Annotated in this window: 15 protein-coding genes; 5 read left to right on the forward strand and 10 right to left on the reverse strand. The window is 58.7% G+C overall.

Annotation, left to right across the window (positions count from 1 at the left end):
* Positions 1-158 precede the first annotated feature (158 nt).
* On the forward strand, positions 159-872 hold the full coding sequence (gene fadR, locus I6L38_RS07005; RefSeq protein ID WP_010634125.1) for a fatty acid metabolism transcriptional regulator FadR: 714 nt from the start codon (positions 159-161) through the stop codon (positions 870-872).
* A 65-nt stretch (positions 873-937) separates the two neighbouring features.
* On the opposite strand, the gene I6L38_RS07010 is transcribed toward fadR, so the two are convergent.
* The 4 genes from I6L38_RS07010 to I6L38_RS07025 form a co-directional block, all read right to left on the reverse strand.
* Complete coding sequence (locus I6L38_RS07010) at positions 938-2,455, reverse strand: SpoVR family protein (RefSeq protein ID WP_010634124.1); 1,518 nt, start codon at positions 2,453-2,455, stop codon at positions 938-940.
* Positions 2,456-2,465: 10 nt separating this feature from the next.
* Entirely contained in the window at positions 2,466-3,737 is a 1,272-nt protein-coding gene (locus I6L38_RS07015; RefSeq protein WP_010634123.1) for a YeaH/YhbH family protein, read from the reverse strand.
* 23 nt (positions 3,738-3,760) lie between these two features.
* Entirely contained in the window at positions 3,761-5,683 is a 1,923-nt protein-coding gene (locus I6L38_RS07020) for a PrkA family serine protein kinase (RefSeq protein ID WP_005300364.1), read from the reverse strand.
* Positions 5,684-6,249: 566 nt separating this feature from the next.
* The gene (locus I6L38_RS07025; protein ID WP_024941548.1) at positions 6,250-8,178 is read right to left on the reverse strand and encodes an ATP-dependent DNA helicase RecQ; all 1,929 of its coding nucleotides are present in this window, start codon (positions 8,176-8,178) and stop codon (positions 6,250-6,252) included.
* A gap of 339 nt (positions 8,179-8,517) precedes the next feature.
* Here I6L38_RS07025 and sstT point away from each other — a divergent pair, with 339 nt between their 5' ends.
* Entirely contained in the window at positions 8,518-9,768 is a 1,251-nt protein-coding gene (gene sstT / locus I6L38_RS07030) for a serine/threonine transporter SstT (RefSeq protein ID WP_010634121.1), read from the forward strand.
* A gap of 441 nt (positions 9,769-10,209) precedes the next feature.
* Here sstT and I6L38_RS07035 read toward each other — a convergent pair whose 3' ends face one another.
* The 3 genes from I6L38_RS07035 to pabB form a co-directional block, all read right to left on the reverse strand.
* A complete protein-coding gene (locus I6L38_RS07035; RefSeq protein ID WP_017782660.1) occupies positions 10,210-11,508 on the reverse strand; it encodes a serine/threonine transporter in 1,299 nt (432 codons plus the stop codon).
* 216 nt (positions 11,509-11,724) lie between these two features.
* Positions 11,725-12,291 carry a CoA pyrophosphatase gene (locus tag I6L38_RS07040; protein WP_005300376.1) on the reverse strand — a complete coding sequence of 189 codons (567 nt, stop codon included), beginning with the start codon at positions 12,289-12,291 and terminating at the stop codon, positions 11,725-11,727.
* 50 nt (positions 12,292-12,341) lie between these two features.
* A complete protein-coding gene (gene pabB, locus I6L38_RS07045) occupies positions 12,342-13,676 on the reverse strand; it encodes an aminodeoxychorismate synthase component 1 (RefSeq protein WP_181969427.1) in 1,335 nt (444 codons plus the stop codon).
* A 247-nt stretch (positions 13,677-13,923) separates the two neighbouring features.
* Here pabB and I6L38_RS07050 point away from each other — a divergent pair, with 247 nt between their 5' ends.
* The gene (locus I6L38_RS07050) at positions 13,924-15,447 is read left to right on the forward strand and encodes a fumarate hydratase (RefSeq protein WP_010634118.1); all 1,524 of its coding nucleotides are present in this window, start codon (positions 13,924-13,926) and stop codon (positions 15,445-15,447) included.
* Between the two features lie 512 nt (positions 15,448-15,959).
* Here the strand turns inward: I6L38_RS07050 and I6L38_RS07055 are convergent.
* The gene (locus I6L38_RS07055; protein WP_017765430.1) at positions 15,960-16,445 is read right to left on the reverse strand and encodes a cell division inhibitor; all 486 of its coding nucleotides are present in this window, start codon (positions 16,443-16,445) and stop codon (positions 15,960-15,962) included.
* 233 nt (positions 16,446-16,678) lie between these two features.
* On the opposite strand from I6L38_RS07055, the gene I6L38_RS07060 reads away from it, so the two are divergent.
* Both I6L38_RS07060 and I6L38_RS07065 read left to right on the forward strand, forming a co-directional pair.
* Positions 16,679-16,876: a DUF4250 domain-containing protein gene (locus I6L38_RS07060; protein WP_005300391.1), complete on the forward strand. Its 198-nt coding sequence runs from the start codon at positions 16,679-16,681 to the stop codon at positions 16,874-16,876.
* Between the two features lie 384 nt (positions 16,877-17,260).
* Positions 17,261-19,735, forward strand: a complete 2,475-nt coding sequence (locus tag I6L38_RS07065; RefSeq protein WP_005300394.1) for a glycogen/starch/alpha-glucan phosphorylase — start codon at positions 17,261-17,263, stop codon at positions 19,733-19,735.
* A 332-nt stretch (positions 19,736-20,067) separates the two neighbouring features.
* On the opposite strand, the gene I6L38_RS07070 is transcribed toward I6L38_RS07065, so the two are convergent.
* Together I6L38_RS07070 and trxC are read right to left on the reverse strand one after the other, a co-directional pair.
* Positions 20,068-21,456 carry a DASS family sodium-coupled anion symporter gene (locus tag I6L38_RS07070; RefSeq protein ID WP_216989322.1) on the reverse strand — a complete coding sequence of 463 codons (1,389 nt, stop codon included), beginning with the start codon at positions 21,454-21,456 and terminating at the stop codon, positions 20,068-20,070.
* A gap of 154 nt (positions 21,457-21,610) precedes the next feature.
* Positions 21,611-22,051 carry a thioredoxin TrxC gene (gene trxC / locus I6L38_RS07075; protein WP_017782654.1) on the reverse strand — a complete coding sequence of 147 codons (441 nt, stop codon included), beginning with the start codon at positions 22,049-22,051 and terminating at the stop codon, positions 21,611-21,613.
* Positions 22,052-22,166 lie beyond the last annotated feature (115 nt).

Raw genomic sequence — 22,166 nt, forward strand, 5'->3', positions numbered from 1 at the left:
CAATCCAGGGGTTGGCTGGCACCTATTGCCGGCTTAAATACATTTTTTTAACAAAATCACCCGCTGATGTGAGCAGAGGACTGACCTTCTGCTTGCCAGCCCTCCCTGCTTTGCTATTATTCGTGAGCCTTTTTTACGTACTACAACAGAGTCACTACATGGTCATAAAAGCGCAGAGCCCCGCAGGGTTTGCCGAGGAATACATCATCGAGTCCATCTGGAACAATCGCTTTCCTCCAGGATCCATCTTGCCGGCCGAGCGCGAGCTGTCCGAGCTGATTGGCGTGACCCGAACCACCTTGCGTGAAGTGCTGCAGCGTCTGGCCCGCGATGGCTGGCTCACCATCCAGCATGGCAAACCGACCAAGGTGAACAACTTCTGGGAGACCTCGGGACTCAACATTCTGGAGACCCTGGCTCGCCTCGATCAGGACAAGGTACCGGATCTGGTGGCTCAGCTGCTGTCGGCGCGTACCAACATCTGCACCATCTTCATTCGTGGCGCGATCCGCAACAACCCGGAGCAGGCCGCCGAGATCCTGCGCGGCGCCGCCGAGGTGGAGAACAGCGCCGAAGCCTATGCCGACTTTGATTACCGGTTGCACCATCAGCTGTCGTTCGCCTCGGGCAACCCCATCTACGCCTTGATCCTGAACGGTTTCAAAGGGCTGTACAGCCGGGTTGGCCGCTACTACTTCTCCGACAAGCAGGCGCGTGAAACCGCGGATGCCTACTACAAGACCCTGCTTAACCTGGCCGAGACCAAGAATCACGAGGCCGTGTTCATGACGGTGCGCCAATACGGCATCGAGTCCGGCAGACTCTGGACCCGCCTGCGCCAGGACATGCCGAGCAATCTGTGCGACAACTGAGCCTGCTCTGATGCAAGAAAAACGCGCCGATTGGCGCGTTTTTTATGGCTGCAAGGTGAGGGGGATCAGAGCGGCTTCTTCTCCGGGCAGCGCCCGATGATGTCGGGAGGCAGTTCGCCATTGTCCTGCTCCAGTATTACGTCGAAACCCCACAGCTGGTGCAGATGCTTGAGCACCTCGTGACGGGAGTCCCCTAGCGGGATCCGGTTGTGTGGCACATAGCGCAGGGTGAGGGAGCGATCCCCCTTCACCGCCACGTTGTAGACCTGGATGTTGGGCTCCAGATTGCTCAGGTTATACTGGGCTGACAGGGTATTGCGCACCTGACGATAGCCTTCATCATTGTGGATGGCCGAGACCTTCAGGTAGTTCTTCAGGTCGTCGTCATCGATAGCGAACAGCTTCATGTCGCGCATCACCTTGGGACTCAGGAACTGGCTGATGAAGCTCTCGTCCTTGAAGTTCTGCATGGCGAAATGCAGCGTCTCCACCCAGTTGCTGCCGGCGTAGTCGGGGAACCAGTATCTGTCCTCCTCGGTCGGGTGCTCGCAGATGCGGCGCAGATCGGTGAACATGGCAAAACCGAGGGCGTAGGGGTTGATCCCCGAGTAGTAGCGACTGTTGTAGGGGGGCTGATAGACCACGTTGGTGTGGCTGTGCAGCACCTCGATCATGAAGCGATCGCTTATCTTGCCCTCGTCATAGAGGTGGTTGAGGATGGTGTAGTGCCAGAAGGTGGCCCACCCTTCGTTCATCACCTGGGTCTGTTTCTGGGGGTAGAAGTACTGGCTGATCTTGCGCACAATGCGCACTATCTCGCGCTGCCAGGGCTCCAGCAGGGGGGCATTCTTCTCGATGAAATAGAGAATGTTCTCCTGTGGCTCGGCAGGGTAGCGGCGGTCTTCCACCCCGGAGGCCTTGTGCTGTTTGGGCAGGGTGCGCCACAGTTCGTTGACCTGGGTTTGCAGATAGTCTTCCCGTGCCTTCTGGCGTCGCTTCTCTTCGGCCATGGAGATCTTCTGAGGCCGCTTGTAACGATCCACCCCGAAGTTCATCAGCGCATGGCAGGAGTCGAGCAGTTTCTCCACCGCGTCGATGCCGTGCTTCTCTTCGCATTCGGTGATGTAGTTCTTGGCAAACAGCAGATAGTCGATGATGGAAGAGGCATCGGTCCAGGCCTTGAACAGGTAGTTGTTCTTGAAGAAGGAGTTGTGGCCGTAGCAGGCGTGGGCCATCACCAGGGCCTGCATCGGCATGGTGTTCTCCTCCATCAGATAGGCGATGCAGGGATCGGAGTTGATGACGATCTCGTAGGCCAGCCCCATCTGGCCACGCTTGTAGTTGCGCTCGGTGTGGATGAAGCGCTTGCCGAATGACCAGTGCTGATAACCGATGGGCATGCCGACGCTGGAGTAGGCATCCATCATCTGCTCCGCCGTGATCACCTCTATCTGGTTGGGGTAGGTGTCCAGTCGATAGAATTTGGCGACCCGGGCTATTTCTTGATGGTAAATGTCCAGCAGGTCGAAGTTCCAGTCCGGGCCATCGTCCAGCGGCGCTACTTTTCTTGCGGTTTCTACCATATGACCTCCCTCAAGCCGCTTGCTTCTTGAACAGCTCCCGGAATACCGGATAGATATCCTCGACCTTGCGAATATGCTCCATCGCAAAGTGGGGGAACTGGCTGGCGACCGACTCATACTCGTGCCACAGGGTCTGGTGGGCGCGGGTGGTGATCTCGATGTAGGAGTAGTACCGCACCCGCGGCATGATGTCCCGCACCAGGATCTCCCGGCACTGCGGCGAGTCGTCGGCCCAGTTGTCACCATCTGACGCCTGTGCCGCGTAGATGTTCCACTGGTTGGCGGGGTAACGTTCGTTAATGATGTCGTTCATCATCTTGAGCGCACTGGAGACGATGGTGCCGCCCGTCTCCTGGGAGTAGAAAAATTCGTGCTCGTCCACTTCCTTGGCCTGGGTGTGGTGACGGATGTAGACCACTTCGACGTTCTTGTAGGTCCGGCTCAGGAACAGATAGAGCAGGATATAGAAACGCTTGGCCATCTCCTTGGTGGCCTGATCCATGGAGCCTGACACGTCCATCAGGCAGAACATCACCGCCTGGCTGGAAGGCACGGGCCGCTTGACGAAGTTGTTGAACTTGAGATCGAAGGTGTCGATAAAGGGCACCGCATCGATCCGTCTCTTCAGCTCACGGATCTCTTTTTCGAGCTGGGCCATCTCCGCAAAGTGTTCGGTAGGATCGGCGGCCAACAGGGCGAGACGATCCTCCAGTTCGTGCAGTTGGCGTTTCTTGCCCGCCTGCAGCGCCATGCGGCGGGCCAGCGAGTTTTGCAGTGAACGCACCACGTTGATGTTGGCGGGCACCCCGTTGGAGGTGTAACCCGCCCGGTAGGTTTTGACTTCCATCAGCTGATTGAGCTGGGTTTTTTGCAGCCTCGGCAGTTCCAGATCTTCAAACAGCAGGTCCAAATACTCATCCTTGGAAATCTGGAAGACGAAGTCGTCCGCCCCCTCTCCCTGATTGGAAGCCTGCCCCTCGCCGGAGCCCTGACCACCACCTCCTCCCTTGGGGCGGTCAATCTTGTCGCCGGAGACAAATTGATCGTTGCCGGGGTGCACCATCTCCCGTTTACCGCCTTGCCCCTGATGGAAATGGGGCTCGCCGATGTCCTTGGTCGGGATGCTGATGCTCTCGCCGGTATCCACGTCCTGAATGCTGCGCTTGGAGACAGCATCAGAGACCGCTTGTTTGATCTGCTTCTTGTAGCGGCGGATGAAGCGCTGCCGATTGACAGCGCTTTTGTTTTTGCCGTTGAGCCTGCGGTCGATAAAATGCGCCATAACTCCCCCTTGAACAGTCAGGGTCAGGATGACTTGCGTACCCTGAGATACCACTCGGAGAGCAGGCGCACCTGTTTGCGGGTGTAGCCTTTCTCCATCATCCGTTCGACAAAGTTATCGTGCTTCTTCTGCTCCTCGGCCGAGGTTTTGCTGTTGAAGGAGATAACCGGCAGCAGCTCTTCCGTGTTGGAGAACATCTTCTTCTCGATCACGGTGCGCAGCTTCTCGTAACTGGTCCAGTTGGGGTTACGGCCTGCATTGTTGGCGCGGGCACGCAGCACGAAGTTGACGATTTCGTTGCGGAAATCCTTCGGATTGCTGATCCCGGCGGGTTTTTCAATTTTCTCCAGCTCGCTGTTGAGGGAGGCGCGGTCAAACAGCTGGCCGGTCTCGGGGTCACGGTACTCCTGATCCTGGATCCAGAAGTCGGCGTAGGTGACATAGCGATCGAAGATGTTCTGACCGTACTCGGAGTAGGACTCGAGGTAGGCGGTCTGGATCTCCTTGCCGATGAACTCCACGTAGCGCGGGGTCAGATAGCCCTTGATGAACTCAAGGTAGCGGTCGTGCAGCTCCTGCGGGAACTGCTCGCGCTCGATCTGCTGCTCCAGCACATAGAAGAGGTGTACCGGGTTGGCCGCCACTTCCGCGTGGTCGAAGTTGAAGACGCGGGAGAGGATCTTGAACGCGAAGCGGGTGGAGAGGCCATTCATCCCCTCGTCGACGCCGGCGTAATCGCGGTACTCCTGATAGCTCTTCGCCTTGGGATCGGTGTCTTTGAGACTCTCGCCATCATAGACCCGCATCTTGGAGTAGATGCTGGAGTTTTCCGGCTCCTTGAGGCGCGACAGCACGGAGAACTGACCCAGCAGCTCCAGGGTTCCCGGCGCGCACTTGGCATCGGTCAGCTCACTGTTGACCAACAGCTTCTCGTAGATCTTCACCTCTTCCGACACCCGCAGGCAGTAAGGCACCTTGACGATGTAGACCCGGTCGAGGAAGGCCTCGTTGTTCTTGTTGTTGCGGAACTGCTGCCACTCGGATTCGTTGGAGTGAGCCAGCAGGATGCCGTCGAAGGGGAGGGCGGAGAGCCCCTCGGTCCCGTTGTAGTTCCCCTCCTGAGTGGCGGTCAGCAGCGGGTGCAGCACCTTGATGGGCGCCTTGAACATCTCGACGAACTCCATGATCCCCTGGTTCGCCTTGCACAGCGCGCCCGAGTAGGAGTAGGCGTCGGCGTCATCCTGGGCGAAGTGCTCCAGCATACGGATGTCCACCTTGCCGACCAGAGAGGAGATGTCCTGGTTGTTGTCATCGCCCGGTTCTGTCTTGGCGATGGCAATCTGGTCGAGGATGGAGGGGTTGACCTTCTCCACCTTGAACTTGGTGATGTCGCCACCAAATTCGTGCAGCCGCTTGGCGACCCAGGGGGACATGATGGGGCGCAGGTAGCGGCGCGGGATGCCGTACTCTTTTTCCAGCAGCTCGCCATCTTCCTCAATGTCGAACAGGCAGAAGGGGTGATCGTTGACCGGTGACCCCTTGATGCGATAGATAGGCACCTTCTGCATCAGGGATTTGAGTTTTTCTGCCAGCGAGGATTTACCGCCGCCGACCGGGCCCAGCAGATAGAGGATCTGTTTCTTCTCTTCCAGCCCCTGGGCGGAGTGTTTGAGATAGGAGACGATCTGCTCGATGGCCTCTTCCATGCCGTAGAAGTCTTTGAAGGCGGGATAGCGTGCCACGACGCGGTTGGAAAAAAGACGACTGAGTCTGGGATTGGCAGAGGTGTCGACCATCTCAGGCTCACCGATGGCGGTCAGCAGACGTTCGGCGGCAGAGGCGTAGCAGGACTTGTCCTGTTTACACATATCCAGGAACTCCTGGATGCTGTATTCCTCTTCCCTGGCTTTCTCATATCGCTGTTGATAATGCTCGAAGATGCCCATAACTTTGCCCTCGTTATAGTCGCTTACCCTGAAAAGAGTGGATCACTACTTTTGTTCTGTTTACCTCATTAAGCCTAGTCAACAGCCCCCAGTAATCCATCACCAACTATTGGTTTAAATTTGCAAGGGTACTTCCCGACCCGATGCGGGAAGGCGCAATCAGTGACACACCTATGTTACTGACTGTTAAATTATTTTTGCCATGATAGTGAGGCAAATGTCAAAGACATAAAAAATAAATGTTTGTCAAAAAATGGAAACTGCACCGCATTGTTCCTGGCCGGCTGCCGCAAGCGCAGTCAGGGCAAGGGGGAGCGCGCCACGCAGCAGAAATGGCATTACGTTTACGTGCACGTAAAGTTAATTGTTTGGTGTTTTAGCTCTAATTTTTACATTGACGCTACATTGCGACTGCTCTAGATTGGCCTTGTGTCGGGCAGTCAGCGCTTTAGCAAGAGAGTGGCTGGTTGCCGATACAAAGCTCTGTTTAAGCACGTTTCCGTTGGCTTGACCCTCGCAAATGCGAGGGTCTTATTTTTTCAGCGCAATCGGCGCTGCTTGGTGAGCTAGTGATCGTGGTGGACCGGATAAATGCGGGAAACCGCCGCCAGGACGTCGGCGAAGGGGTGGGATGCCAGCTGGCCAAATCCGGCCAGGCTTTTCGCCTTGACCCGGGTGGTGAGCGGCGTGGCGATGCCGCACAGAAAGCGGGTCAGGACGCGCGGATGCCGGGTGTGACACAGGGCAACCAGGGGATCGCACCAGGCTTTTAGCCCCTGTTCATTGGGCAGTGTCCGGCCAGGCAAGGGAGGGAGCTCTGCCACCTCGCCCCGACAGACCGAGCAGTGCCCGCAATGAGTGGGGGCTGCCTGATCGGCAAAGTAGCGCGCCAGTTCATGGCTCAGGCAACTGCTTGAGGTAAAGAAACCCAGCAATGCCTGCAGACGGGCCAGCTCGCTGTGTTCTTTCTTTTCAAACAAGTTGTGCAGCTCATCGGCCAGGGGAGTTACGTCAATCTCCTGGCGCAGCACCCGGTAAACCTCGGTCATCTGCTTGCTTTCCAGTTCGATCCAGCCCTGCTGCTGCAGATAGTCCAAGGCCGCCGCCGCGCGGTGCCGCTCCCCCTGATAGCCTTGCCAGAGCGCATCGAAGTCCATGGTGCACCAGCTGCGGGCCTGCGGGGCGCAGGCGAACAGCTGCTCCAGGAACAGGCGTCGCTCCGGATTGAAGCGGGCCAGGATCTCCGCTTTCTCCAGCACGAATTTGAAACGGTACTCGGCAAAGTAGCTGTAGGCCGGGGCTGTGATGCCCGCCATCTCCAGATAGACCAGCAGGGTCTTGAGAGGCAGTTGGCGGATGTTGGTCTCATTGGACAGACGCAGCAGGCTGAATTCCCACTCGCTGCCGCTTTGCAGCAGGATCTCGAGCAGCGCGACGATGGCCGAGCGATCCGGAGTGTCGCCATAGACGAAATTCTCCAGCACCGGCAACTGGCTGCGATTGGCCAGCACGATGCAGCGGGAAGGCTGGCCGTCGCGGCCGGCACGGCCTATCTCCTGGCTGTAGTTTTCGATGGACTTGGGCAGATCGTAATGGATCACCCGGCGAATATCGGCCTTGTCGATGCCCATGCCAAAGGCGATGGTGGCCACGATGCAATCCAGCTTGCCGGTCATGAAGTCGTGCTGGATCTGGCTGCGCAAGGTGGCGTCGAGCCCGGCATGATAGGCTCGGGCCCTGATCCCGCGCTGCTGCAACTGGGCGGCACAGATTTCGGCAGTGTGTTGCAGGGTGACGTAGATGATGGTAGGGGCGGCGGGATCGCGCGCCAGTTCCCCATGCAGCCAGCTATCGCGCGCCTCGGTGGGCAGGGGGACGACGGCCAGGTCCAGGTTGGCGCGATAAAAGCCGGTGACGATGAGCCCGTCATCCTCGATGTCGAATTTGGCCTGCATGTCGGCCATCACGGCCGGGGTGGCGGTTGCCGTCAGCAGCAGCACCTGGGGAATGGCAAGTTCGCGGCGATAGTCAGGCAGCTTGAGGTAGTCGGGGCGAAAGTTGTGGCCCCATTCCGAAATGCAGTGAGCCTCGTCCACCACCAGCATTGACAGCGGCACCTGCTGGATGAAGCGGCGAAAGCGCTCGTTCTTGAGGCGCTCCACCGAGATCATCAGGATCTTGAGCTGGCCGTCGTTGGCCTGCTGCATCACCCGGCGGCTCTCCTCCGCTGTCAGGCTGGAGTCGAGGGTGGCGGCGGCGATCCCCTTGCTGCGCAAAAAGGCGAGCTGATCGTGCATCAGTGCGATCAGGGGGGAGATCACCAGGGTCAGGTGGGGCAGGGCCAGTGCCGGCAACTGATAGCAGAGGGATTTGCCTGAACCGGTGGGGAAGATGGCGGCGGCGTTCTTGCCCGCCAGCAGCCGGCTGATCACCTCTTCCTGTCCTGGCCTCAACCGATCGAAGCCAAAGTGACGGGTCAACAGGGATGAGATCATGGCAAAGGCTCCGCGGCAAAACCGTCATGATACCACCGCCGGGTGGAGGCTGGCGGCCAATCGGGAGGGAAAATGGCATCCATTTGAGCGTTGTTGATATTGTGTTATCTCGGTGTTGTAGATTTTTTGTGAGGCGAAGCGGATATTTTTCAGTGATTCTGTGGAAAAAAGCGGCTGCAGATGGGATATTCCTTGTCCGCAACCCCGTGTGTTTCCGGACAGGCTCGACAGAAGGCTTGCCGGGGCAGACGACGCCAGCCCGTGACATGGGTGTCGCCTGGTGTAGCGGTTGCCAACAGGACTAATGATTCACGCACTTAGGTGCTCAGGGACTATTTGATGACACAACAACACCCCCTCATAAGACTGGTCAACAGCACCAGCCTGGTTAGCCAGATCCTGGTCGGTCTGGTCTTCGGTATCCTCCTTGCTATGTTCATGCCGGAATGGGCCAAAGCGGCGGGTCTGCTCGGCAGCCTGTTCGTCGGCGCCTTGAAGGCGGTGGCGCCGCTGCTGGTCTTCGTACTGGTGATGGCGGCGATCATCGGCCACAAGCAGGGTCAAAAAACCAACATGAAGCCGATCCTGCTGCTCTATCTGCTGGGAACTTTCCTGGCGGCTGCGGTGGCCGTGGTTGCAAGCTTCCTGTTCCCCACCAACCTGCACCTGGTGGCCAACAGTGCCGAGATCACCCCGCCGGGCGGCATCACCGAGGTACTGCAGACCCTGCTGTTCAACGTGGTGACCAACCCGGTCAAGGCGCTGCTGGACGCCAACTACATCGGCATTCTGGCCTGGGCCATCGGCCTTGGCATCGCCATGCGCCACGCCAGCGAAGGGACCAAAGCGGTGATCACCGACCTGTCCCACGGCGTCTCCACCATTGTGAAAGCGGTGATCCGCTGCGCACCGCTCGGCATTCTGGGTCTGGTAGCCTCCACCCTGGCGGAAACCGGTTTTGAGGCCCTGTTTGGCTATGCCCAACTGCTGGTGGTGCTGATCGGCTGCATGCTGTTCATCGCCTTCGTGGTCAACCCGCTCATCGTGTTCTGGAAGATCCGCCGCAACCCCTATCCGCTGGTGCTGACCTGCCTGAAAGAGAGCGGCGTCACCGCCTTCTTCACCCGCAGCTCAGCCGCCAACATTCCGGTCAACATGACGCTGTGCGAAAAACTGCGTCTCCCAGAGGATACCTACGCGGTCTCCATCCCGCTGGGGGCCACCATCAACATGGCCGGTGCGGCCATCACCATTACCGTGCTCTCCATGGCGGCGGTCCACACCCTGGGGATGGACGTGGATCCGGCGACGGCCATTCTGCTCTCCGTGGTTGCGACCGTCAGTGCCTGCGGCGCCTCCGGTGTGGCCGGCGGCTCCCTGCTGCTGATCCCGCTGGCATGCAGCCTGTTTGGTATCAGCAACGACATCGCCATGCAGGTGGTGGCGGTCGGCTTCATCATCGGCGTGCTGCAGGACTCCGCAGAGACGGCCCTCAACAGCTCCACCGACGTGCTGTTCACCGCCGCGGCCTGCATGGCCGAAGATGAGACCCTGCTGGACATCTCGCCGGTGCCCAACAGCGAAGCCTGATAGCCGTATCTTTCTATTCACAACGACAACGCCCTCATTTGAGGGCGTTTTTTATTGCCGCCCGGATGGGGCGGGTAGCTGTCGTGACTCCTGGCAATCCTCCCGGCAAACAGAGAAGAAGGCTTCACGACCTGAAACCCGGCAGCCGTCACTGGGTCGGGATGAAGGGGTGTGCGAGCGTGGAAGAGGGAGGGCTTTGCCGTCTCGGATGATGCGGGCAGGAGTTGATCGGCTTGACGGCGGCTCGATACACCAGCCCGAGCAGGGTGGGTCGTCAGAGCGAAAACGTGAGCAGGCATGGCCGGGTTGTTGTGGCTTGCCAGCCAACTCGCTCTCAAGGGTTCCTCTCTTTTTGCCTCGCGAAGAACTGCAATCAGCCCTGCACCATAAAAAAATGCCAGCCGGTTACCCGGCTGGCATTGTTGCTGGTCTCTGTCAGCGTCAGCCGATCAGCTGGTAAAGAATGGCGGAGATGGCGGTCATCCCCATCAGGGCCACGAAGACGTTGCTGATGTGGCCCTGATACTTCGCCATGGCCGGCACGCGCTTGATGGCGTACATCGGCATGATGAACAGGATGGTGGCGATGATGGGGCCGCCCATCGACTCGATCATGCCGAGGATGGAGGGGTTGATCACCGCGGTGCCCCACAGGGTCAGGATGAAGAAGGCGATGATGAAGATCTCGACCTTCTTGTGGTTCGGCTCCTTGCCGGACTTGCGCAGGTTCTGGACGATCATCCCCTTCAGGCCTTCACGGGCACCCAGGTAGTGGCCGAAGAAGGAGGAGACGATGGCCACGAACGCCACCAGCGGACCGAAGTAGGAGATGATGGGGCTTGAGTGCTGGTTGGCCAGGTAGGAGAGCACGGCAATGTTCTGGGACTTGGCCTCGGCCAGCTGTGCCGGGGTCAGGCTCATCACGCAGGAGAAGACGAAGAACATCACGAAACCGAGCAGGATGGTCGCGGTGCGCTTGAGGATGGCGTCAGACTTCTCGACCGCCTGCTCGCCGTGATCGCGGCGCTGGGCCAGGGAGAAGCTGGAGATCGCCGGGCTGTGGTTGAAGGAGAACACCAGCACCGGGATGGTCAGCCACAGGGTGATGGCAAAGTCCTTGCCGGACGGTACCTGGGAGAGGGCGGCACCGGTCCAGTCCGGGATCAGGTAGAAGGAGATCCCCACCAGGATGGCGATGAGCGGGTAGACCAGGAACTCGGTCACTTTGAGCATCAGCTTCTCGCCAGCCAGCATCACCGACATCATGCCCATGATCAGCACGATGGAGAGGATCCAGCGCGGCGGCGCCGTCATCTGCAGCTGGTTGACCATGAAGCTTTCCACCGTATTGGTGATGCCCACCCCGTAGATCAGCACGATGGGGTAGATGGCGAAGAAGTAGAGCAGGGTGATTAATTTGCCGGCACCCACGCCGAAGTGCTCTTCCACCACTTCCGTGATGTCTGCATTGGGTTTGCTTGACGAGAGCACGAAGCGGGCGAGGCCGCGGTGTGCCAGATAGGTCATGGGGCCGACCAGCAGCGCCATGACCACCAGCGGCCAGAAGCCGCCCATGCCGGCGTTGATGGGCAGGAACAGGATGCCGGCGCCGACGGCGGTGCCGAACAGGCTGATTACCCAGCGAGTGTCTTGTTTGGTCCAACCACGCGATTGGACTGAGCGGGTTCCTTGCTCCTGTGAGGTCGCAACATCCTGTGCGCCGGTGACAGTATTAGACATGTGTCTCACCCCTGAATTGTGGTTTTTATAGAATCGGCGCAAGGATACGGGTTTTTTAATCAAAAATGTTGATCAAATTCACCTTTATGGGACTGAAAACCGCACTCTTTTATGGAAATGTGATCGAAAGAAGAATTAATCAATTATTTTTTATAAAATACCACGTTATTTTAGTGTTAACGCATGAATATTGCACAGGCATTTGTTGGTAATATGTTATCTGGAGAGTTGCCGTGACAGCTGGCGGATCATGCTGGCGGTTGCACCCCAGATAAAATGATCCTGCCAGGGGATCCAATAGATGGTGTGCAGGTGATCGGCTCTGGGAATGGTCAGGGCGATATGGTGGCGCGGATCCAGCAGGTGGTTGAGCGGCACTTCGAAGGCCTGGTCGACCTCGTCCCGGCTCAGGGTGAGCTGATAGTCGGCCGCTACCAGTCCCAGCACCGGCAGCACGTCATATTGCGAGACGGTGTTGAGGGGGGCGAGGGTGCCAAGCACCTCTATCTGGGCCGGGACTATGCCCAGCTCTTCCTGGGTTTCCCGCAGCGCCGTGTGGATCAGATCCCGGTCATCCGGATCCTGCCTGCCACCGGGGAAGCTTATCTGTCCCGCATGGTGGCGCAGGTGCGGGCTGCGCCGGGTCAGCAGCAATTGCAGGCCGTCGGCCCGTTCAACCAGCGGCAGCAGCACGGCGGCGGGCTTGAGCCCGGCCACCGTCAGCCGGTGAGCGGGGGCGGGGCGTTGCAACAAAAAGCGGGTCAGCAGTTCTGCTCGTTCCATCTCGATTCTTCTTCACTCCTTCAAGTCGCTGAGATCATTTTGTCAGGTTTTCAACGCAGTGCGTCCAGCAGTGGCAGGATGCGGGCCACCTTGTCATAGGTTTCCTGATATTCGTCGTCCACGTCGGAGTCGGCGATGACGCCACCGCCAGCCCAGCAGTGGAGCTGGCCCTGTGCGGCGATCAGGGTGCGGATGCAGATGCTGGTGTCCATTCGGCCGTGCTGGCTGAGGTAGCCGATGCTGCCGCAGTAGGCGTTGCGCCGCTGGGGCTCCAGCTCCTCGATGATCTCCATGGCCCGGATCTTGGGGGCGCCTGTGATGGAGCCACCGGGGAAGCACGCGCGCAGCAGATCCACGCCCTGCCAGCGGGCATCCAGTTCGCCGTGAATGGTGGAAACCAGGTGGTGCACCGCCGGAAAGGATTCCACCGCAAACAGGCTGGGCACGCTGACCGAACCGGGCCGGCTCACCCGGCCGATGTCGTTGCGCAGCAGATCCACGATCATCAGATTTTCCGATCTGTCCTTGTCGGCCTCCGCCAGCTCGCGGGCACTGGCTTGATCCAGCGCAGGGTCGGCCAGCCGCGGGCGAGTGCCCTTGATGGGCTTGGTCTCGATGTGGCGCTGGTCGAGCAGCAGGAAACGCTCGGGGGAGAGGCTCAGGATGGCCCCTTGCGGCAAGCGCAGGAAGGCCGAGAAGGGGGCGCGGTTGGCCCGTGACAACGCCTGGTAGGCCTGCCACTCGTCACCTCGATAGGGGGCGCTGAAACGCTGGGTCAGGTTGATTTGATAGCAATCCCCTGCCGCCAGATAGGCCTGCACCCGGGCAAATTTGTCGCCATATTCGGTGCGGCTCATGTTGCTGCGCCAAGCGCCTGCAAGAGCGAAGGGGTCTGCGGCAAGCTCGTGTTGTGCCTCCAGCCACTGCAGCCGGCGGGCAAGGCCGGCCTCGTCGCCCCAGTGCACCAGCTGCCATTTGCCCGTTGCCACCTCCCGCAGCAGGGCCCAGTCATAGATGCCGACCGCCATGTCAGGAATGGTGACGTCGCGGGTGGCCAGGTTCGGCAGACGCTCGAAGCGGCGGCCCAGATCATAGCCAAACAGGCCGAGCGCCCCGCCGATGAAGGGCAGGGGGGGCGCTTGAGTGGTGATCTCTCCCAGCAGGTCGCGCTGGCACCGGGCCAGCAGGGTCAGCGGATCATCTTCACTGGACTCGTGTTGCTCTCCCTGCTCGATGCGGGTCAGCGCCCCGTCGGTCTGCAGGGTGGCCAGCGGATCGGCGGTGATGATGTCAAAGCGGTTGTCCGCACCCAGCGGGCCGGCGGATCCCAGCAACATGGCCCAGGGCAGGTGGTGAAGGCGGGCGAACAGCGCATGGAGCGCCATCTGGTGTTCAAAATGGTGGATATGCAGCGTTGGTTTCATTTTTTGTTACACAGGCAACAGTTTGCAGCCTGCTCCCTAGCCGGTACGGGGTGGCAAGCGTATCATAGGCGCCGGAATTTTTAGAAAAAACGCGCCGTTGTCTTATCGGGCAGACAGGCAGACCGCCTGGCACCACCCCACCGAAGCACGGCTCATATGGAAGCCCTTGCTCCAACCCACACGGGAGACAAGGACCAGTGAGGATGATATGAGCATCATTAAAAAACAGGATTTTATCGATTCCATCGCCGACGCCCTGCAGTACATCTCCTACTACCACCCCCTCGATTTCGTGCATGCCGCCAAGGCTGCCTATGACCGGGAGATCAACCCGGCCGCCAAGGATGCCCTGGCCCAGATCCTGATCAACTCCCGCATGTCCGCCGAAGGCCATCGTCCGCTCTGCCAGGATACCGGCATCGTCACCTGCTTCGTCAAGATCGGCATGCAGGTGCAGTGGGACAGCGACATGACTGTGCAGGAGATGGTGGATGAAGGGACGCGCCGTGCCTACACCAACCCGGACAACCCGCTGCGTGCCTCCGTGCTGGCCGACCCCGCCGGCAGCCGCAAGAACACCAAAGACAACGCCCCGGCCGTGGTGCACATCGACATGATCCCGGGCAACAAGGTGGAAGTGAGCATCGCGGCCAAGGGCGGCGGCTCCGAGAACAAATCCAAGATGGTGATGCTCAACCCCTCCGACGACGTCGTCGAGTGGGTGCTCAAGACAGTGCCGACCATGGGGGCAGGCTGGTGTCCGCCCGGCATGCTGGGCATCGGCATCGGCGGTACTGCCGAGAAGGCGGCCGTGCTGGCCAAGGAAGCGCTGATGGAGCACATCGACATCCAGGAGCTTATCGCCCGTGGTCCCGAGACCACAGAGGAGAAGCTGCGGGTCGAGCTCTACGACAAGGTCAACAAGCTCGGCATCGGTGCCCAGGGCCTCGGCGGCCTCACGACCGTGCTGGACGTGAAGGTGAAGTCCGCCCCGACCCATGCCGCCTCCAAACCGGTGGTGATGATCCCCAACTGCGCGGCTACCCGCCATGTCCACTTCGAGCTGGATGGTTCCGGCCCGGCCGAGCTGACCCCGCCGAAACTGGAAGATTGGCCGGAGATCACCCGTTCGGCCGGCGGCAACGTGCGCCGGGTCAATGTCGACGGCATCACCAAGGCAGAGCTCGCCAGCTGGAAGAGCGGGGATACCGTGTTGCTCTCCGGCAAGATCCTCACCGGTCGCGATGCCGCTCACAAGCGCATTGCCGACATGCTGAAAAAAGGTGAGGGGCTGCCGGAAGGGGTCGATTTCACCAACCGCTTCATCTATTACGTGGGCCCGGTCGATGCCGTGCGTGACGAAGTGGTCGGCCCGGCCGGCCCGACCACCTCCACCCGGATGGACAAGTTTACCGACATGATGCTGGGGGAAACCGGTCTCATCGGCATGATCGGCAAGTCTGAGCGGGGCCCCAAGACGGTCGAGAGCATCAAGCAGCACCAGGCCGTCTATCTGATGGCCGTCGGTGGTGCCGCCTATCTGGTGGCCAAGGCCATCAAGAAGGCGCGGGTGGTGGCCTTCGCCGATCTGGGCATGGAAGCCATCTATGAGTTCGAAGTCGAGGACATGCCGGTGACCGTGGCGGTCGACTCCCAGGGCAACAATATCCACGAGACTGGGCCGGCCTACTGGTCTGCCAAGATTGCCGAGCTCGATGGCAAGCTGGCGTGAGTTGAAGATGCCTGAGGGCTGTTCACCTACGGTATGGAGCCGGGTCATTATGCCCTGAGTGCATGGGCGCGATGCGCGACTGCCATGGATGTGGCCGTCATGCAGCCTCAGCCATAACAAACAAAACGAAGGCGACCCCAGGGTCGCCTTTTCTTTTCGTCTGCGTGTCTGTCGTGCGAATTTTAACTGCCAACTGCCAACTGCCAACTGCCAACTGCCAACTGCCAACTGCCAACTGCCAACTGCCAACTGCCAACTGCCAACTGCCAACTGCCAACTGCCAACTGCCAACTGCCAACTGCCAACTGCCAACTGACGCTCTCTGTGCGTGGTGCACAAGGCTGTCAACGCTGGATCCCACGTCCGCCAGTTGGCTGGCGCCTATTCACCCTTGCCACTGTTGTCTGGTAGCAAGGGCTTTTATTAATCGGTGATTGGCAAACGATTCATCACCCAATTAAAAAGTCATCATCAATCTACCTGAACAACCCATCTCCTCACACGGTTGGGGGTCAGTGATTGAGATAAACATCCTGTCCGCCATAGACCAGCGAGCCACCATGAGCGGGAGAGGAGGCGACTGGCTCGAAGAAACGGGTCAATACACCACAGCGTTGCCCCAGCGTGCTCAGCTTGGCCCGATCCAGCGTGACCTGTTCCGGCAGCCAGGTCAGCACGGCGGCGCAGCGGCCGTTGCCCAGACTCTGCTCCAGCGTGGATTGCCAGTTCTTGATCTTGGGGCTGTGTACCACCAGTACCCGAGCCGGATTGATCCCCTGTGCCTGCAACTGCTTGGCCACGGGCAGACCGGGTGGCGCAATGAGCAGGATCCAGCCCGTGTCACCCTGGCTCAAGCGCACCAGCTCATCGAGCAGCGGCGGCTCCCGGGTGAGGCTCGCAGAGTGGCGATATTCGTCCTGCTTGCCCTGATGGCGGGTGGGCCAGGGGCTGCTCATGCTGGCGACGGAGACAAGGGTGTGGCTCATGGGCTGGCTCATATGCTTTCCTGTATGAATAACCATGCTGTATGTGTATACAGTAGTTGTTGTTCGCAGCAGTGACAAGCCGTTTGTGGCCAAAAATGTGATCTGAACGGTAATGAAAGAAGTTAACCAATTGATTTTAAAGTATATAAACTTCAATCTTTAAGTGGGTGTTTTTCAGGCTATGGACAAAGCGGGCAGGGGCGCCCATGGTTATACAGTATGTCCTGTACAGAGGAGAGATGAGGATGGACGTCAGCACCTTGCAACGACTGGATGCCAATATCCTGCTCGGGATCATCAATGAGAAGCTGCGGCTGGAGTGCGACGGGCTGGAGGAATTGCTGGCCTATTACGACATGACGGAAGACCAGCTTGCCACTCGCCTGTTGCAGATTGGCTACCACTACGATCCCATGAGCAACCAGTTCAAGGCCCACGGTTGAGCGGCGAACACTCCCCGAATGGCACTGTTCTATTTTTTCATGAATGGCGCACATTGAAATCGTTTTCAATGTGCGCTGAATTTTCAGCTATTTTCATGGATTTTCAGCGCTTGGCAATCATTGAAAACCTATTCATGAATTTATATTTTAGTCATGGATTTAAGGCCTTGATTTTAAAGAAAATGATGGGTTTTTATTTGCAGGTTTCAGGAAAGGGTTTTCAAACTTGAACTGTCATTTTTATACGTTAAAGTGTGACTTGCGTTAACTTTTCAAGCTGCGGCTTTAGCTAGTATGCCCACGCCGGAACATATTCTCAGATAACAACAGCACCGGTCCCTGATGGGATAACAATTTATTATTCTGTAACGAAGGAAATGGTTTATGGCTACCAAGAAGAAGACAGACCAGGATCTCCAACTGGATAAAGATCAGCTCAAGGCGAGTATCGTGCGTCACCTGCGTTCTACCTTGGGTACAAGCGAACAGAAAGCCTCGCCAGAAGCGTGGTGGAAAGCGACCGCAGCCGCCGTCAACGAACAGGTGTACGAGCGCCTGACCCGCACTCAGCAGACTCACTTCAAGAAAGATACTCGTGCAATTCACTATCTCTCTGCTGAATTCCTGATGGGGCGCCTGACCTCCAACAACCTGCACAACCTCTCCCTGTACAAGATTTGCGAAGAGGCGTTGGGCGAACTTGGTCTGGAACTGACCGATCTGTGTGAACAAGAGCCCGACATGGCACTCGGCAACGGCGGCCTGGGCCGTCTGGCCGCCTGCTTCATCGATTCGCTGGCGACCCTGAACTACCCGGCGGTCGGCTATGGCATCCACTACGAGCACGGTCTGTTCCGTCAGGAAATTCAGGATGGCCGTCAGATTGAGCGTCCGGACTCCTGGCGCGAATATGGCAACCCTTGGGAGATCTGCCGCCCGGAATCGGTGCAGGAGATCCCGCTCTACGGTTACGTGGAGACCGTCTTTGGTGACAACGGCGGCCTCAAGAAGGTGTGGCACGCCGGTCGCAAGATCAAAGGGGTGCCCTGGGATATTCCGGTAGTCGGTTTTGGCGGTCATACCGTCAACATCCTGCGCCTGTGGGAGTCTCGCGCCTCCGAGTTTTTTGACTGGGACGTGTTCAACGCTGGTGGTTATATCGACTCCCAGGCGGAAAAAGCCCAGGCCGAGACCATCTCCAAGGTGCTCTATCCGAATGACGAGACCGATGCGGGCAAAGAGCTGCGCCTGATCCAGCAGTACTTCTTCTGTGCCTGCTCCATCAAGGACATCATGCGTCGCTACAAGCGGGTGCATGGCGCCGATTTCAGCAACTTTGCCGCCCAGATCGCCATTCAGCTCAACGATACCCACCCCACCGTCGCCATCCCCGAACTGATGCGGGTGCTGGTGGATGAAGAGGGGCTGACCTGGGAAGCGGCCTGGGCCATCAGCTACCAGGTGTTCTCCTACACCAACCACACCCTGCTGCCGGAAGCGCTGGAGAAGTGGTCGGTCAGCCTGTTCGAGAAGGTGTTGCCGCGCCATCTCGAGATCATTTACGAAATCAACGCCCGTTTCCTGGGCGAGCTGGTGGAGCCCAAGTGGCCGGGCAACGACGCCATCAAGGCCAAGCTCTCCATCATCGAAGAGGGAGCGGTGCGCAAGGTGCGCATGGGCAACCTGTGTGTCATCGGCTCCTCCAAGGTGAACGGCGTGGCCGAGATCCACTCCAAGCTGGTGAAGGAAGATCTCTTCCCCGAGTATGCCGAGCTGTGGCCCGAGAAGATGTGCAACGTCACCAACGGCGTGACCCCCCGTCGCTGGCTGCTGGCCTGCAACCCGGAACTGGCCGAGCTCTACAACGAAGTGGTGGGCAAGGAGTGGCCGCTGCAACTGGACAAGCTGCGCAGCGTCACCAAGTTTGCCGACGACAAGGCCTTCCAGAAGCAGTTCATGACCATCAAGCGCCACAACAAGGAGAAGCTGGTCAAGGTCATCAAGGCGGAAACCGGTATCGAGGTCAGTGCCGAGGCGATCTTCGACGTCCAGATCAAGCGTCTGCACGAGTACAAGCGCCAGCAACTGAACCTCATCCACATCATGGCGCTCTATCGTCGTCTGCTGGCCAACCCCGACTACGACATGCATCCGCGGGTATTCATCTTCGGCTCCAAGGCGGCGCCCGGTTACAAGCTGGCCAAGGACATCATCTACGCCATCAACAAGCTGGCGGAGCGGGTCAACAATGACACCCGCATTCAGGGCAAGCTGAAAGTGGTGTTCATGCCGAACTACCGGGTGAGCCTGGCCGAGAAGCTGATCCCGGCGGCCGACGTCTCCGAGCAGATCTCCACTGCCGGTTATGAAGCCTCCGGTACTGGCAACATGAAGATGGCCCTGAACGGTGCCATCACCATCGGTACCCTGGACGGCGCCAACATCGAGATCGCCGAAGAGGCGGGGGCCGAGAACTGCGCCATCTTCGGTCTGAACGTGGACGAGGTGAAGGCACTGAAGGGGCGTGGTTACAACCCTTATGACTTCTACTACGCCAACTCCGAGCTCAAAGCCGTGCTGGACTGGTTTGATACCGACTACTTCACGCCGGGTCGTCCGGGCGAGCTCTCCTCCATCAAGCGCTCCTTGCTGGAAGGGGGGGATCCCTACCTGACGCTGGCCGATTTTGCCTCCTACTCGGAAGCACACAAGCTGATCGATACCTGGTATCGGGATCCTGCACTGTGGGCCAAGAAGGCCATCATCAACTCGGCCACCATGGGCAAGTTCAACTCCGACCGCTCCATCCAGGACTATGTGGATCGGATCTGGAACCTGAAGCCCTGCAGCATCGGCTGACCAGAGAGCAAACCAAACCCCCGCCATGCGGGGGTTTTTTATTGGGCGTGGGCGGTGTTGGTTGTGTGAATGCGGGACAAAAGCAAACTGCCTGACTGCCTGACTGCCTGACTGCCTGACTGCCTGACTGCCTGACTGCCTGACTGCCTGACTGCCTGACTGCCCATTGCCACCCTCTGCATACAGTTCTGCTATTTGAGGACGTGTGACGTCGAATGAGGGGGGGCTGAGGGCGGGAGAAAAAGGTGTGCACTCGAGAATCGGCAGGCAAGTGAGACAATAAAAAAGGCCCCGTCAGGGGCCTTGGTATTCGGCATATCAGTGAATATGTCTCAGTGCAGTATGTCGCCCATGAAGTAGGCGAGCATGGTCAGAATGACGGTGAAGACCAGGTTCAGCACCAGGCCGGCTCGCATCATCTCACGTTGTTTGATGTAACCGCTGGCGAACACGATGGCGTTGGGCGGGGTGGCCACCGGCAGCATGAAGGCGCAGGAGGCACCGACGGCGATCAGCACGGAGACAACGATGGGGGAGACCCCCAGCGCCTCAGCGACCCCGGCAAACAGCGGCACCAACAGGGCGGCGGTGGCGGTGTTGGAGACCAGTTCGGTCAGGAACACCACGAATGCAGCCAGGCAGAGCAGGATGATGAAGATAGGCATGGTGGCCAGACCGTTGGAGAGGTGCTCCGCCAGGAAGGCGTTGGCGCCAGTCTGCTTCAGGATGGCGCTTAGGGTGAGGCCACCGCCGAACAGCATCAGCACGCCCCAGTCGGTGTTCTGGTTGATGTCATCCCAGCTGGCCACCCGGCTGATGGCAATGGCCACGATGGCGCACATGGCGATCAGGGTATCGAACTGGGGAATGCCCCCCATTGCCTTGGCGATGGGTTGGGAGCCGATCCACAGCAGTACCGTGGTCAGGAAGATGAGCAGGGTGATCTTGCGTTGACCGGTCCACTGGATGGTCACCTTCTCGGTGCTGACCTGATGGGAGAGGTCGGGGCGCGTCACCAGATACAGCAGGCCGATGCCCACCGGCATGAAGATAAGCACCACCGGGATGCCAAACTTCATCCAGTCGGTGAAACCCAGCCCCATCTGGGCGGCCGCGATGGCGTTGGGCGGGCTGCCCACCAGGGTGCCGATACCGCCGATGCTGGCGCTGTAGGCGACCCCCAGCAGGACGAAGACCAGGGTGCGGCGCTCCTTGTGGGCGTCGATGCCTTTGAGCATGCCGAGGGCCAGCGGCATCATCATGGCGGCGGTGGCGGTGTTGCTGATCCACATGGAGAGGGCGGCCGTGATGGTGAAGAGCACGATGGCGGCCCAGCCGAGGTGACCCTTGGCAAGCTGCATCACCTTGGCGGCGATCTGGGTATCCAGCCCTTGTTTGGAGAGGGCTGCAGCCAGTGCGAAGCCGCCGAAGAAGAGAAACAGCACCGGGTTGGCGAAATCCGTCAGGGACTTGCTCATGTCAAACACCCCGAGCAGGGTGGCAAGTACCGGGATGGAGAGGGCCGTGATGGTGATGTTGACTGCTTCGGTCAGCCAGAGAATGGCGATGAAGACCAGTATCCCCAGCCCCTTGTTGACGTTGGGGTCAAACGGCAGCCAGGCGAGCATGGCACAGAGCAGCAGGACATCCAGGATGACGATCCCGGATTTGACGTCCAGCCAGCGTGATGGGGTAGTAGAGGGTACTGCAGATGTGTGCATATCGTTCTCTCGGTTAATTTATGGTTGTTGTTGTGTTGCCGAGATTACATTCATCCCCCCGTTTGAAACAGGGGGATCTGGTCAAAGCATGCCGAGACTCACAGAGTCAAGACAAGTTAAAACATAAATAAAACACAAATTAAACAAATTGGTATCATTTGTGGCTGTTCAGGAAGGAGGCAAGCCACTCCTTGAACAGACTGGGGGGCAGGGAGCCGCTGCGCTGAGCCAGCATCTTGCCCTGCTTGAATACCATCAGGGTGGGGATACTGCGAATGGCGTAGCGGGCCGCGATGGCGGCCTGTTGCTCGGTATCGACCTTGACGAAGCGGATTTTTGGCTCAAGTTCACTGGCAACTTGTTGAAAAACAGGTGAAAATTGAAGGCATGGTCCACACCAGCTGGCCCAGAAGTCGACCACGACCGGGATGTCGGACTGGATCAGGGTATCGAATTGCTGCTCCTGGCCAGTGACCGGGGTGGTGGCGAACAGTCCGCTCTTGCAGCGACCACACTTCGCATTTGAATCCACCTTCTCCTCGGGCAGGCGGTTCCTGGTGAAGCAATGGCTACAATAGGTAGTGATAAATGACATAATTGATTCCTGTATGCATAAGCCCTGCAACATCTTTATTGCACTGTCAGGGCAGAGTAACGGTAACATAGCAGTCAATTATCTTTCACAGCCAGTGATCCCGTAGCGACGTGAT

Origin of the sequence: Aeromonas sp. FDAARGOS 1408, from assembly GCF_019048665.1 — a bacterium.
Lineage (GTDB): Bacteria > Pseudomonadota > Gammaproteobacteria > Enterobacterales > Aeromonadaceae > Aeromonas > Aeromonas dhakensis.

Bases quoted from the DNA above. Each gene is read 5' to 3' on its own strand.
- fadR (WP_010634125.1), top strand. From the start codon at position 159: ATGGTCATAAAAGCGCAGAGCCCCGCAGGGTTTGCCGAGGAATACATC.
- I6L38_RS07010 (WP_010634124.1), bottom strand. From the start codon at position 2,455: ATGGTAGAAACCGCAAGAAAAGTAGCGCCGCTGGACGATGGCCCGGAC.
- I6L38_RS07015 (WP_010634123.1), bottom strand. From the start codon at position 3,737: ATGGCGCATTTTATCGACCGCAGGCTCAACGGCAAAAACAAAAGCGCT.
- I6L38_RS07020 (WP_005300364.1), bottom strand. From the start codon at position 5,683: ATGGGCATCTTCGAGCATTATCAACAGCGATATGAGAAAGCCAGGGAA.
- I6L38_RS07025 (WP_024941548.1), bottom strand. From the start codon at position 8,178: ATGATCTCATCCCTGTTGACCCGTCACTTTGGCTTCGATCGGTTGAGG.
- sstT (WP_010634121.1), top strand. From the start codon at position 8,518: ATGACACAACAACACCCCCTCATAAGACTGGTCAACAGCACCAGCCTG.
- I6L38_RS07035 (WP_017782660.1), bottom strand. From the start codon at position 11,508: ATGTCTAATACTGTCACCGGCGCACAGGATGTTGCGACCTCACAGGAG.
- I6L38_RS07040 (WP_005300376.1), bottom strand. From the start codon at position 12,291: ATGGAACGAGCAGAACTGCTGACCCGCTTTTTGTTGCAACGCCCCGCC.
- pabB (WP_181969427.1), bottom strand. From the start codon at position 13,676: ATGGCGCTCCATGCGCTGTTCGCCCGCCTTCACCACCTGCCCTGGGCC.
- I6L38_RS07050 (WP_010634118.1), top strand. From the start codon at position 13,924: ATGAGCATCATTAAAAAACAGGATTTTATCGATTCCATCGCCGACGCC.
- I6L38_RS07055 (WP_017765430.1), bottom strand. From the start codon at position 16,445: ATGAGCCAGCCCATGAGCCACACCCTTGTCTCCGTCGCCAGCATGAGC.
- I6L38_RS07060 (WP_005300391.1), top strand. From the start codon at position 16,679: ATGGACGTCAGCACCTTGCAACGACTGGATGCCAATATCCTGCTCGGG.
- I6L38_RS07065 (WP_005300394.1), top strand. From the start codon at position 17,261: ATGGCTACCAAGAAGAAGACAGACCAGGATCTCCAACTGGATAAAGAT.
- I6L38_RS07070 (WP_216989322.1), bottom strand. From the start codon at position 21,456: ATGCACACATCTGCAGTACCCTCTACTACCCCATCACGCTGGCTGGAC.
- trxC (WP_017782654.1), bottom strand. From the start codon at position 22,051: ATGTCATTTATCACTACCTATTGTAGCCATTGCTTCACCAGGAACCGC.